A 12,600-nucleotide genomic window follows, 5' to 3' on the forward strand; every position below is an offset into this window, starting at 1 on the left:
CCGTTTCACTCGATGACCTGTTGCCCCTTGCCGATCACCACGATGCCGTTGTCCGAGACGGTGTAGCGCTTGCGGTCGGCCTCCACGTCGACGCCGATCTGGACGCCCTCCGGCACCCGGACGTTCTTGTCCAGGATCGCGTTGCGCACCACCGCCCGGCGCCCGATCTCGACGCCCTCCATCAACACCGAACCCTCGACGTGCGCCCACGAGTGCACGTGCACCTTGGGCGCCACCACGGAGTTCTCCACCAGCGATCCGGAGATCACCACCCCCGGCGAGATCATCGAGCCGACCGCCCGGCCGACCCGCTCCTGCCAGCCGTGCACGAACTTGGCCGGCGGCCACGGCGGGTGGTCGGTGTAGATCGGCCACTCGTAGTTGTAGAGGTTGAAGACCGGGTGAATGGCGATCAGGTCCATGTGCGCGTCGTAGAAGGAATCCAACGTCCCGACGTCGCGCCAGTAGCCGCGGTCCCGGTCGGTGCTGCCGGGCACCACGTTGTCGCGGAAGTCGTAGACGTTGGCCTCGCCGCGCTCGACGAGCATCGGGATGATGCTGCCGCCCATGTCGTGCTTGCTGGTCTTGTCCTCGGCATCGCGTTCGACGGCCTCGCACAGCACCCGGGTGGTGAAGACGTAGTTGCCCATCGAGGCGTAGATCTGGTCCGGCGCGTCCGGCAGCCCCTGCGCGTCGGTGGGCTTCTCCCGGAAGGCGCTGATCCGCCGCCCGTCCTCGCCGACCTCGATCACGCCGAACTGGTCCGCGGTCGACAGCGGCTGCCGGATGCCGGCCACCGTCACCCCGGCACCGGAGGCGATGTGGTCGGCCACCATCTGTTCCGGGTCCATCCGGTAGATGTGGTCGGCCCCGAAGACGATGACGTAGTCCGGTCGCTCGTCGTTGATCAGGTTGAAGCTCTGGTAGATGGCGTCGGCCGAGCCGGCGAACCACCACGGCCCGCGCCGCTGCTGGGCCGGCACCGGCGCGACGTAGTTGCCGAGCAGGTTCGACATCCGCCAGGTCTTGGTGACGTGCCGGTCCAGCGAGTGGGACTTGTACTGGGTCAGTACGACGATCTTGAGATAGCCGGCGTTGGCGAGGTTCGACAGGACGAAGTCGATCATTCGGTACATCCCGCCGAACGGGACGGCCGGCTTGGCCCGGTCGGTGGTGAGCGGCATCAGCCGCTTGCCCTCACCACCGGCCAGCACGATCGCGAGGACCTTGGGGGCAGACATGTCCCGACGCTAACCACACCCGTGCCCGGTCACCAGTCGTACGGCCAACTCGCAGCCGGTCGACCAGGGTCCGGCACGGGTCGATTAGGGTTCGGGCATGCCCGACAGCCCATCCCCCGCCGCCACCGGCCAGCTCCGGGTCGACCTGCTCACCCGGGAGTATCCGCCGGAGGTATACGGCGGCGCCGGGGTGCACGTCGAATATCTGGCCCGGGAGCTGCGCCGGCTCGCCGATCTGCGGGTGCACTGCTTCGGCGCGCCGCGCGCCGAGCCGGGGGTCACGGCGTACCCGGAGCCGGCGGACCTGGCCGGGGCGAACGCCGCGCTGCGGACGATGGGCGTCGACCTGGCGATGGCGGCCGGCTGCGCTGGCGCCGACCTGGTGCACAGCCACACCTGGTACGCCAACCTCGCCGGCCATGTCGCCAAGCTGCTGCACGGCGTGCCGCACGTGGTGACCGTGCACAGCCTGGAGCCGCTGCGGCCGTGGAAGGCCGAGCAGCTCGGCGGCGGCTACGCGCTCTCGTCGTGGTGCGAGCGGACCGCGCTGGAGGCCGCCGACGCGGTGATCGCGGTCTCCGCCGGGATGCGCCGCGACCTGCTGGCCGCGTACCCGTCAGTGTCGCCGGACCGGGTCCGGGTGGTGCACAACGGCATCGACACCAACCAGTACGCACCCGATCATGGCACCGACGTGCTGGACCGGCTCGGGGTGGATCCGGCCCGGCCGAGCGTGGTGTACGTCGGGCGGATCACCCGGCAGAAGGGCCTGCCGTACCTGCTGCGGGCGGCCCGGTCGCTGCCGCCGGACACGCAGCTCGTGCTGCTGGCCGGCGCGCCGGACACCCCGGAGATCGCCGCCGAGGTGCAGGGGCTCGTCGCCGAGCTGCGGGATGGCCGCGACGGGGTGGTCTGGATCGAGAAGATGCTGCCCAAGCCCGAGGTGATCCAGGTCCTGACGCACAGCACCGTCTTCGTCTGCCCGTCGATCTACGAGCCGATGGGGATCGTCAACCTGGAGGCGATGGCCTGCGAGACCGCCGTGGTGGCCACCGCCACCGGCGGCATCCCGGAGGTGGTCGCCGACGGGGAGACCGGCCGGCTGGTCCCGATCGAGCAGGCCACCGACGGCACCGGCACCCCGGTCGACCCGGACCGGTTCGTGGCCGACCTGGCCGCCGCCATCACCGACCTGCTGGCCGACCCCGACCACACGGCCGAGCTGGGCCGCGCCGGCCGGCGCCGGGCGGTGGAGCACTTCTCCTGGGACGCCATCGCCGACCAGACCATGTCCCTCTATCTCAGTGTGCTGCGATAGAGGTCGCGTCCCCGGCGATCAGGCCGGCGCCCGGCGGCGGCCCGCCGCCACAGAACGCTCATGACTGCGGCGACCCGGATGCGGCCGACCGCCACGGACGGGTGGGCTGCAGCACCGTCGCACTCAACGCCTCCGTCCGCAGCTGGGCGATCCGCTGATAGTCCGGGTCCCGCACCATCCGCCGGAACGCATGTCGATCGGGATATCTCACGAGCAGCACCGCGTCCCACCCCGGACCCGCGTCGGCCACCAGTGGGGTGTCGCCGTCGCCGGCGTAGATCACTTCGACGCCGTACCGTTTTGTCAGGGTCTCCCCAACGCCCTGGTGTATTGGCGATACCGTTCTCGGCCACCGTCGGCGAACCGCAGCAGATTGAGCATGACGAAGGGCCGGTCCGGCTCCTCGGCGAGGAATCCGGCAGGAACGTCGTGGTCGTCGCCACCGGGCATGCTGCCGCCTCCAAACAGGTAGGCACCGCCTCACGCTTGTTGCACCCTACGTGCATGTTTGACCTCTCACAAGGTCCGCGACCCGGAGCCCGTCACTGGCGGCATGACCGGATGTTCGATGTACGTCTCTCAGCGCAGAGGTACAGGTCGGGCCGCTCCGCCATGATCGAGTAGTGGGTGAGGCAGCTGGGGTGCGATGGTTCCCAGACGAGGTTGGTCGCAACGAGGGGGAGGCGGCCTTCCTGGAGCGGCTTCGGCGGAAGGCATCCGGCTGGGACGTCGAACCTCCCATCGACGAAACCACTCAAAACGTGCGACATCGTGTTGCACCGGCCAGCGGCAGATCCGTGCACCCGGTCTAGGGCTGGCCCGGCGCACCGAAACCCTCCCGACCAGGACCGGGACGGTCGCCCGGCCGCCCCGCAAGACTCACCCCCCACGCCACGAGGGTCCTCATCGCGAACACGACAAAGACCAGGGGACCAACCACGAAGAAAATGAAGCCTACGAATTCCCGCTCACGCCGAACAGGTTAAAGATCAGGTTAGGCGAGCGATCCGAGATGGCCTCCGCGGCGGACGCGTACCGGCACTCAGGGCGACGGCGGTGGACGGAGGCCGTCGAAGGTCACCGAAAGTACGTGGCTCTCCACGGCGGCATCCTGGCTGGCGTACCCGATCGCGTGGGCGGCGCCGGCTATCAGCGCGATCAACGTTCGGACGTCGATGTCGGTGCGTACCCTCGCGGCCTGCTGGGCGTGACCGAGCAGTTCACCGATCGACTGCCGGAGATCCCGGATGGCCTCGGCCACGGAGCCCTCGGAGGCATGCAGGTCCACGCCCGCGTCCGCCAGGGCATCCGCGAACGTGTGCTTGATGGTCGACTGGCGTACCGCCTCGGCGAGGAAGGCGAAGAACGCCTCACCGGGGTCATCCGCACCGGCCAGCGACCGGGCCTGCTCGGCGAGCGCATGCAACCGGCCGACGAACACCGCCTCGACCAGAGCTTCCTTGGTCGGAAAGTGCCGGAAGACGGTACCGATCGCGACCTCGGCCCGCTGGGCGATCTCTTCCGTCGATGCGGTCGGACCCTTCACGGCGAAGACCGCGTCGGCGGCGTCGAGGATGCGGGTCCGGTTGCGCCGAGCGTCAGCGCGCAACGGTCGGCCACCGCCCGGGTCTCCGCTGTCGGCCGCAGGGGCACCTGGGCTCACCGCGGTCGCTCCTTCCGCCATCGGCCGTGCTGGGTCGACGACAGGATACTGCCGGTGAAAGACGACTCCGTTGACAAGGTGAGCGGTCACTCATAATATCCGAAACGGAGTCAGGACTCATCTTGTGTCCCTCGCCGCCGCGAGCCTGTCCGACCGCAAAGCAGGAGCAGCAGACGTGAAGACCGTTGTGATGACCGGGGGACGTCCGGCCTCGGCGCGTACGCCCTTGGGCAGTTGGCGCAGTCCACCGACACCAGGCTGATACTCGGCGCGCGGGGCGCCGGGCCGGCGGGCGTCGAGACGATCCCGCTGGACCTGGCCCGGCTCGACAGCGTCCGTTCCTTCGCCGTCGCGGTGCGGGACCGACTCGGTTCGACGGAGATCGACGCGCTCGTGCTCAACGCGGGTGTCAGCCTGACCTCCGGCGACGAACGCACGGCGGACGGCTTCGAGACCACCTTCGCCGTCAACCACCTCGCGCACTACCTGCTGCTACGGCTGCTGCTGCCCCAGCTCGCGGACGGCGCCGTTGTTGCGATCACCACCAGCGGCACGCACGACCCGGCCACCAGGACCATGCTGAGCAGCACCCCGCCCCGGCACGCCGACGCCCGGCTGCTGGCCAACCCGGAACGGGATCCGCAACGCGACGAGCAGGCCAAGGCGGCGGGCGGCCGAGCCTACGCCTCATCCAAGCTCTGCAACATCCTCACCGTCCGGGGACTGGCCGCCCAGCCGGAGGCGTCGCAGCTGCGGATCGTCGCGTTCGACCCGGGCCCGACGCCGGGTACGAGCCTCCTGCGCAACACCCCGCCCGCAGTTCGCCTCATCTGGCGACTGCTCGGCACCCCGATCCGGGCGCTGGTGCCCCGATTCAACAGCGTCCCGGCAGCCGGCGGCGCGCTGGCCGCCATCGCCTCGGGCCGGACTGTGCCGCCCGCCGACGCTTACTACGCACGGCTCGTGCAAGGTCAGCTCACCTGGCTGTCCCCGTCCGAACTGGCCCGCCGCGACGACGTGCGGGACCGCCTATGGCGGGACAGCGCCGAGCTGGTCGGGCTGCCGGTCACCCTCCAATGACCCGAGAAGGTTCGAGGCAGCCTGCCACGGAGTCGGGATAGACACGAAGCACTCGGGTTCGCAATTGGTCACGCCAGGTCCCTTGCTGGAAACTCCCCAGCCGAGTCCCTCCGCCTTTAATCTCGGTCAGCCCCAGATTTCCTCTGCGGTTTCGGCGATCAGCCGGAGTTTGGCGACCTCTTCGTCGTAGGTGAGCACGTTGCCTTCGACCGTTGAGGAGAAGCCGCACTGCGGGGAGAGGCAGATTCGGTCGAGCGGGACGTACTTGGCGGCCTCGTCGATGCGGCGCTTGAGGGTGTCCTTGGATTCGAGGGCGCCCTTCTTCGTGGTGACCAGGCCGAGGACGACCATTTTGCCGGGCGGGACGAAACGCAGCGGGGCGAAACCGCCTGAGCGTTCGTCGTCGTACTCCAGGAAGAAGCCGTCGACGGCCAGCTCGCTGAACAGGGCTTCGGCGACGAAGTCGTAGCCGCCTTCGGCGGCCCATGAGGAGCGGAAGTTGCCGCGGCACATGTGGGTGGTGACGGCCAGGCCGGCGGGGCGGTCGGCGATCGCGGCGTTGATCTGGCGGATGTAGCGCAGGTGCTGGTGTTCGGCGTCGTCGCCGCGTTCGTTGAGCAGCTGCCGCTGGGCGGGGTCGTTCAGGTAGGCGAGGCTGGTGTCGTCGAGTTGCAGGTAGCGGCAGCCCAGGTCGGCGACGCGGCGGACCTGTTCGGCGTAGGCGGCACTGAGGTCGGCCCAGAACTGCTCCTCGTCGGGGTAGACCTTCGGGTCGATGGCCGCGCGGCCGCCCCGGTAGTGGACCATGCTGGGCGACGGGATGGTCAGCTTGGCGGTGACGTCGTCATCCACCTCGTTCGCCAGGAAGGTGAAGTCGTCGCCGAAGATCGTCTCGGTGAGCCGGACCGGGGCGTCGATCGCCAGCGCCGCCGACTCGAAATCGAGCTCGCCCTGATCGTTGCGGAAGTGCACCTGGATCTTCTCATCGGTGGGACGAATCCCCCCTAAACGGTAGATAAAGTCCATGTGCCATGAGGTGCGCCGGAACTCGCCGTCGGTGGCCGAGCGCAGACCCACGTCGCGCTGCATGCGGATCACGTCGCGGATGGCCTCGTCCTCGATGGCGCGCAGCTCGTCGGCGCTGATCTCGCCGGTGGCCATCTGCTCGCGCGCTTTGAGCAGAAGGGCTGGGCGGAGCAGGCTGCCGACGTGGTCGGCACGGAACGGCGGGGTGTCGCGCAGCGTCATCGTTGATCCTTCCGTGGAATTTGCCCCGCTCGGCACGCTACCGCCTGCAAGCGGATCAGGCGATGGTGCCCGCGGGCCGTAGAGGGCGATGTCTCCGGCCTAGCAAGGCAGCGGCAAGCCACAGGCGCCGGGTCGACGTGCCGGGGTACCGCCGCGCCGACGCAGATCCGCCGGCTTGATCCAGGCGGGCCGGGGCGGCTGCTCCGGCTCGGGCTCGGCGGCCGGCCGTGGAATCCCGATCGAAGAAGTTCACAATGGCCCTCCGGTACACATTCCGTCGTGATCGGTCGGTGGCGTCAGGCGGTACCGGACAGCGTTCGCTGACGGTGGGTAGCTGCGGCCGATCAGGGCATTCTTGAATCGGATGCATGCTCTTCGGCACGACCGCGCGCCAAGCTCCGTTGTCCTCGGTCACGTACCGCAACACCCGATCTGCGGCATGACCGGATACCCCTACTGAGCGGTCGTCACCTGCCAAGCTGACACCCATGGACAGGAAGCAGGTGGCTGACTGGATCGCGGCATACGAGCGTGCGTGGCGGACGCCTGGGACGGCGGCGCTCGCCACAATCTTCACCTCCCTGGCGAGCTACCGGCAGGGGCCGTACCACGACCCGGTCATCGGCCTGCCGGCCATAGCCCGGATGTGGGAGAACGAGCGGGAAGGCCCCGACGAGATGTTCCAGATGACCACAGATGTCGTCGCGGTCGAGGGCGATACCGCGGTCGCGCGGGTGCAGGTCCGCTACGGTGACCCTGCCGACGAGGAATACCGCGACATATGGATCATGCGCTTCGCCGAGGACGGTCGCTGCAGCTCGTTCGAGGAGTGGCCTTTCTCGCCGGGACAGCCCACCACCGGTCCCGCTCGGAGCTGACACCGACGCGACGCCCGACACCCACGACCTCCGCACGCAACATGGCGCCCGACCGGCGGCACGAGAGTAGGTCGCTGGACAGCCCTGCGATCATGCGAAGATGCCGCATCTCGTCGCCACCGAACGCCTGGGCTGGCCACGACGTCGGTGGTGGCATGCTTTCACGCTGTTCTTCGGTGAGTTGCAAACGCAGCTGCGTTACGAAGTCGAACCGGAGAAGCCGACGGCCACCTGTCACCTACAGGTACGTAACGACGACAACGCCCTATGCGGCATCCATGGGAGCTACTGGTTCTGGTGCCCGTCCAGCCTCCTTGGCTCGATCTCCCGAAATGGCTGCGTTGCGACGAGTGCGCAGACATGTCGCACCGACGGCCCTGAACGCGCTGTCGGCGGCAGATCCATACACCCCGAACTCACGGGACGAGGGGCGCCGGCCGGTCGTCAAAGCTCACGGTGCCAGACCCGTGGCCAGCGATCCTCGACTGGGGAGGCACGCCAGCGTGCCGCAGGGCCGTCAGGATGGACGCCGCAGGTCTTGCACGCGCGGCCCGGGCGGTGCCGTTCGATGCCGCATACCAGGCAGTGCCGCTCAACGCTGATTCCGGCATCGTGGCGATCGAGGACCGCTTCGACGACCGTGGCGAGAGACCCCGTCGGGTGGTGCTCGGGATCGGGACAGTACGCGATTCGGGACCAGCCCCACGAGTTCCAGGGCAGCGCCATGCGTGGGGTTCGCCTGCCAGTCGCCTTCTCTCGACGCCGCAGGGCGGCGTACTCCTGCGCACGCTGCAGGACCACATCGCGGGCCTGCTGCAATTCGTCAGCGGCGCGCACGAGCGCATCGAGATCGTCGGTGAGCCTGCGTGGGATACGGGCGGCGACAACCAGGTGGTGCCAGGTGGCGCGGAATCCGTACGGGGCGCAGTGCAGAGTGCACTCCCGCAATGCGTAGAGCCTGCACTGCGGTGAGAGCGTGCTGTCGCGAACGCGGAGCGCCTGTGCGGGGAAACTCGTCACGGAGCCAATCATGGCGCCCTCCGGCGGACGGCACGACCACGTTTTCGGTGCCCGGGCGAGCCGCAACGCAGAACGAGACGGCCTCGGGGCCAGTCTGCCGTTGCACCACGGCGCCATCTCCGCGGCAGATCCGGTCACCTTTGTCCACAGGGTCGCCCGGAGCTCCTTCGTTGGCGGACTGTGCGAGTCAGATCGTGTGGATCGTGATGAGGTCTTCGAGTCCTGCGAGGTCATCGGCGTTGCGCGTATACACGGCGGCGTCATGGGCGTGTGCGGTTGCCGCGATGAGCAGGTCCATCACCCTGGCTCGTGGCTGGCGGCCGGTCTCGACGACGCGTGCGGCCAATCGTGCGTAGCTGTCAGCGATCGCTTCGTCGATGGGAAGCGGGTCGAATCGACGTTGAATGGCGCTCAACCGCGCCAACCGGAGCGCCCTCGCCTCGGCGGTTTTCGCGACCAGTACACCGAACTGGAGTTCGGCGAGGCTGGCGACGCTGATGGCCAGTTCGCCGGGAATCGGGGTCACATCGGTGGCGATGAGGATGCTGGTATCGAGGATGCCGCGGCTCACCGCTCAACCCACGGATCGGTGACGGCGTCGTCGAGCAGGTCCCGATCGTCTGCCCACCCTGGGTCTGCGGGTTGGTCGAACACGCCGGCTAGGTCGTCCCACTCGCGCCAGGTTCGAGGGCTGACCGGGCCGAGCACGGCCGCGGGTCGGCCGGCGACGGTGATCGTCACCCGTTCGCCGCCCTGTGCCCGACGTACCAGGTCGCTGGCGTTCTGCCGCATTTCCCGCAGCCCAACTTCGCGCATACACCCGAGCGTAGCACATGTGCTATCTTTGTCGAAGATCGCCGGCCGGCGCTGCGGCCAATCGCTCAGGCAGCAGCACCCATGCCCGCTCTGAAGCAGATCGGATGCACTACTTTCGGCACGACCGGGCACCTCGCAGCTGACCACGCCCGAGGTCGGAGGCTACCGAAGGTGGCGGAGGTGTCGGCACTGGCGGGCGCGCGATCGGCGGCAGATCAGGATGCCCGGATCCCCGTGAACCGTGCGCTGGCCTCATGACAAACCGGGCCGCCTATCCTGATGCCGCGCGAACCCGCTGGCGGGGTTCCACCTGCGGAAACGTCGGCCGATCGTGAGCATCAGGTCGTCGAGTATCACCCGCCAGCGCTGAGCGTCTACCTGTAGGCCGCAGCCACCGCGGCGTCATGTTCGGTCCACACAACTGTCCATGATCAACCGTGGCTGCTCCCCTTCACCGGCCAGGACCCCTAGCCCTCTCAGCCAAGATCAACATCACCTGCCCGAGTACTAGAAGACGATGTATAGCATCAGCCAGTATGGGATGGGGTAGCTGGTCGCTTCATGCGAAGATGACCTGGTCATCGTTCGCATCTAGGTCGAGTATCACCCTGCGGTTGGTGATCGCGTTTTGCCTCGGCGGGGCAGCAGCACTCTGGCAGCTATCGCCCTGGAGGAGCCAAACGGGAGTTGGAAACGCACTCTTCTGGGTCGCAACAGCGGCGTTCGCGGCGCTACTTGTTGGCTGGCTGGTCAGGGGATTGTTGAGCCTGAGCAACGATTTCCGTATCGTGGAAGGATTTGACTTACTCAAGGGCTCGTATCTCGACAGAATTGTGGATATTGGACGGGCGGTAATGGGAGATGGGCATGCGGATGTCGATACCCTCCGACTTCGACTCGGCCGTTATTCGCAAGGCGTGAAGGTACTCGTGAGACGGCCTCAGCGGCTTCACGTGCGTGAGGCTGTTGTAGGCTACCTGGCCAGTTGGACCATCTCCGCCTCGGCGAGCGCACGGTACCTCTCCGGCGAATACAGATCGGGCCTTGATCTGCAGGAAGAGGACATTGTCTCGGTCGAGCCGGAGGCGGTGTACGTCACCATGGTGTACGGATCGGACATCACGTCGAGATACGAAATACTGAAAATCACTCTTGAGCACCTCATGAATCTTTTCGGAAGAGTGGACATGAATGGACCCAAACATCTGCTAGCGCGCCCGGCCACCCCCGAGGGAGAGCGCATCATGAGAAAGATTGGAATGAAACCTTTGAAGCTCGATGGCTCCGACCTCTGGATCGTCGGCCGAGAGCAGCTTCTCATGGCACTCGAGTCGAGCCGACGGTGAGTTTCAAAGCCCCCGTTCCGCGAGTAAACCATGCGACGGCGGAGGCGGTCCTAGACAGGATGCTGTCATGGTACGGGCTATCTCATCCGCGCGAGATCTTGCCGTGGATCAACAGTAGGCCAGCATTGCGACTGTTTGACCTTCGGGAACCTACGGCCCTCGCGGACGCGGCCGCTGCGCTTCGGTCACCAATCGGAAGATTCAGGTTCCGTGTCGACTTCGGATGCAATGACTCAAAAGTTCATCCAATGCTACGCATACTCCGTAGCACCGACCATGTCTTGATGCTGGGACGGGAGATCGAACACCCTCTTGAGCATGACGATCGTGATCAACACCGCGATTTCACCTCGGTCGTAACGGTTCGCAGTGTTCCCTCGGCCGGCGCCGCACTCAGCACCGACCGACTGCCGTTTCATCAGGACGGACTTGGCACGGCTGGGTCCGTGCGATATGTCGCGATGTGCCTAGATCACGGCCCGATCGCAGGGGGCAGCCAATTCTATGTCAACCTACTTGCCCACGGCCTATTGCTCGCCCACCGCAATTGGAATCGGTTCGTTGATGCGACACAGGCAGACGCGTTGACGGTGACTCGCTTCTCGGGCTCCCAAGCGGTCAGCGTCACGGGTCCGATGTTCTATGTCGATGAGACGGGAGTGCCAGCAGCTCATTTTCGTGCTGGCGGCGGCGAGTATGAGGTGATGCCGAGCCCTCAGGTCGCGCCGTGGTTTGTCGAGTTTCTGCGCTCGCTATCCCACGCGGCTGAATCCGTTTCGTTGCTTTCGGGAGACTGCATCGTGGTCGATAACCTTTCTGTAGCGCATGCCAGGTCTGCCTTCACGGAATCGGATACACACTGTCGCAGACTTTCTCGAAAATGGTATGCAATCGACCCCACGCGAACTAGTGTCTGGAATCAAGCATCGTTCAGATTGGACCGAACTATCTACCGTGACCCAGAATGAGTGCCGCCATCGTTACTGGCAGAAGCGGATCTGACGGTTTACCAGCTACGGTAGCCTTGTCCAAAGGAGCGGCACCAGACCACGCGGTCGACGCCGCCTGGAGGCACTCTATTCGGCACGACCGAGCGTTCTAACCTACCCAACTGCCTGTCACGTAGCGTTACGCCCGGTCGCGACACACGCGGAGACCAGATCATGCGCCTGGCGTCGGACGAGTTCGCTTCTTGGCACGGCGGACATCTCACTTGCGGACCGATGGCACGATGAGACACTCGAGGAGGTGCTCTGGTGGCGACTGTGCTCTCAATTGTCAGTGTTCTTGTCGCTGCGGTCTCGTTGCTCTTTTCGGGATGGCAAGCGCGCATACTGTCGCGCCAAACCGCGGTACAGAACGGGATGGCCGGCGCCGCCACCATGCAAGAACTCTTCAACTGGCTGCATGAAGTGCAAGGTCGCCTTCTCGACGAGCCACGGCTTCTGCCGTTCTTCCAGGTAGGAGAGTCTGTCCCGCAGGATCTGAGCCCTCACGAGAGGGTTCGGCTTCGGACGTATGCCTCGATGTATTCCGATGTGCTCACCATCGGCCTCTTTTTTCACAAGTCCGTCCCCCCAGACTGATTCTTTCAAGGAATGGAGTGCATTCTGTATTCGGATGCTAGAGCACTCCGAGCCGATCAGGGTTGAGGTTGCAAACAAGCCGTTCGGCTGTCCCGATCTATGGCCGCTACTACGCGATCACTTCCCGGAGGCGCCTGAGCCGACCACGCAGCGCCTCCGGACTAATTGATCGGCCGAACGACTTCGTCGCGCTCATCTCGGCATGAGTGTGTGTCAGACGAGGTCCTCGAAGGATTCCTCTCCAGGGCGCCAGCACATCCACTTCCTATCCTTGAAGCCGGTCAACAGCGCGATCTCCGGCCCGGGGACATCACCGACGTCGGGATGCAAACAGATCGTCCCTTCGTCGAACTCGATCCGAAGGCCACGGCCCGTCTCCTCTGCTGTCGCGACAACCTGGCTCG

General features: G+C 66.3%; 14 protein-coding genes. 6 read left to right on the forward strand and 8 right to left on the reverse strand.

Annotation, left to right across the window (positions count from 1 at the left end; genetic code table 11):
• Positions 1-5: 5 nt before the first annotated feature.
• Positions 6-1,241 carry a glucose-1-phosphate adenylyltransferase gene (gene glgC / locus O7627_RS19340; RefSeq protein ID WP_278094924.1) on the reverse strand — a complete coding sequence of 412 codons (1,236 nt, stop codon included), beginning with the start codon at positions 1,239-1,241 and terminating at the stop codon, positions 6-8.
• 97 nt (positions 1,242-1,338) lie between these two features.
• Here glgC and glgA point away from each other — a divergent pair, with 97 nt between their 5' ends.
• Positions 1,339-2,559: a glycogen synthase gene (glgA, locus tag O7627_RS19345; RefSeq protein ID WP_278094925.1), complete on the forward strand. Its 1,221-nt coding sequence runs from the start codon at positions 1,339-1,341 to the stop codon at positions 2,557-2,559.
• Positions 2,560-2,617: 58 nt separating this feature from the next.
• On the opposite strand, the gene O7627_RS19350 is transcribed toward glgA, so the two are convergent.
• From O7627_RS19350 to O7627_RS19360, 3 genes are all read right to left on the reverse strand, one after another.
• Positions 2,618-2,842: a DUF1330 domain-containing protein gene (locus O7627_RS19350; protein WP_278094926.1), complete on the reverse strand. Its 225-nt coding sequence runs from the start codon at positions 2,840-2,842 to the stop codon at positions 2,618-2,620.
• Between the two features lie 20 nt (positions 2,843-2,862).
• Entirely contained in the window at positions 2,863-3,009 is a 147-nt protein-coding gene (locus O7627_RS19355; RefSeq protein ID WP_278094927.1) for a hypothetical protein, read from the reverse strand.
• A 592-nt stretch (positions 3,010-3,601) separates the two neighbouring features.
• Positions 3,602-4,168 (reverse strand): TetR/AcrR family transcriptional regulator, encoded by a 567-nt coding sequence (locus O7627_RS19360; protein WP_278094928.1) that lies wholly within the window; start codon positions 4,166-4,168, stop codon positions 3,602-3,604.
• A gap of 288 nt (positions 4,169-4,456) precedes the next feature.
• Between O7627_RS19360 and O7627_RS19365 the strand changes: the two genes are divergently transcribed.
• On the forward strand, positions 4,457-5,302 hold the full coding sequence (locus O7627_RS19365; RefSeq protein WP_278094929.1) for an SDR family NAD(P)-dependent oxidoreductase: 846 nt from the start codon (positions 4,457-4,459) through the stop codon (positions 5,300-5,302).
• Between the two features lie 126 nt (positions 5,303-5,428).
• Here O7627_RS19365 and O7627_RS19370 read toward each other — a convergent pair whose 3' ends face one another.
• A complete protein-coding gene (locus tag O7627_RS19370) occupies positions 5,429-6,550 on the reverse strand; it encodes a 5-methyltetrahydropteroyltriglutamate--homocysteine S-methyltransferase (RefSeq protein WP_278094930.1) in 1,122 nt (373 codons plus the stop codon).
• Between the two features lie 488 nt (positions 6,551-7,038).
• On the opposite strand from O7627_RS19370, the gene O7627_RS19375 reads away from it, so the two are divergent.
• Entirely contained in the window at positions 7,039-7,428 is a 390-nt protein-coding gene (locus tag O7627_RS19375; protein ID WP_278094931.1) for a nuclear transport factor 2 family protein, read from the forward strand.
• Between the two features lie 444 nt (positions 7,429-7,872).
• On the opposite strand, the gene O7627_RS19380 is transcribed toward O7627_RS19375, so the two are convergent.
• From O7627_RS19380 to O7627_RS19390, 3 genes are all read right to left on the reverse strand, one after another.
• The gene (locus tag O7627_RS19380; protein ID WP_278094932.1) at positions 7,873-8,448 is read right to left on the reverse strand and encodes a hypothetical protein; all 576 of its coding nucleotides are present in this window, start codon (positions 8,446-8,448) and stop codon (positions 7,873-7,875) included.
• Positions 8,449-8,635: 187 nt separating this feature from the next.
• A complete protein-coding gene (locus O7627_RS19385; RefSeq protein WP_278094933.1) occupies positions 8,636-9,019 on the reverse strand; it encodes a PIN domain-containing protein in 384 nt (127 codons plus the stop codon).
• Complete coding sequence (locus O7627_RS19390) at positions 9,016-9,264, reverse strand: type II toxin-antitoxin system prevent-host-death family antitoxin (RefSeq protein WP_278094934.1); 249 nt, start codon at positions 9,262-9,264, stop codon at positions 9,016-9,018. The genes O7627_RS19385 and O7627_RS19390 overlap by 4 nt, the downstream gene beginning before the upstream one ends.
• 617 nt (positions 9,265-9,881) lie before the next feature.
• Here O7627_RS19390 and O7627_RS19395 point away from each other — a divergent pair.
• The 3 genes from O7627_RS19395 (at position 9,882) to O7627_RS19405 (ending at position 12,196) form a co-directional block, all read left to right on the forward strand.
• On the forward strand, positions 9,882-10,610 hold the full coding sequence (locus O7627_RS19395) for a hypothetical protein (RefSeq protein WP_278094935.1): 729 nt from the start codon (positions 9,882-9,884) through the stop codon (positions 10,608-10,610).
• A 284-nt stretch (positions 10,611-10,894) separates the two neighbouring features.
• Positions 10,895-11,578 (forward strand): TauD/TfdA family dioxygenase, encoded by a 684-nt coding sequence (locus tag O7627_RS19400; RefSeq protein WP_278094936.1) that lies wholly within the window; start codon positions 10,895-10,897, stop codon positions 11,576-11,578.
• A gap of 288 nt (positions 11,579-11,866) precedes the next feature.
• Positions 11,867-12,196, forward strand: a complete 330-nt coding sequence (locus O7627_RS19405) for a hypothetical protein (RefSeq protein WP_278094937.1) — start codon at positions 11,867-11,869, stop codon at positions 12,194-12,196.
• Positions 12,197-12,600 lie beyond the last annotated feature (404 nt).

The sequence above is a fragment of the Solwaraspora sp. WMMD1047 genome, assembly GCF_029626155.1.
Taxonomy (GTDB): Bacteria; Actinomycetota; Actinomycetes; order Mycobacteriales; family Micromonosporaceae; genus WMMD1047.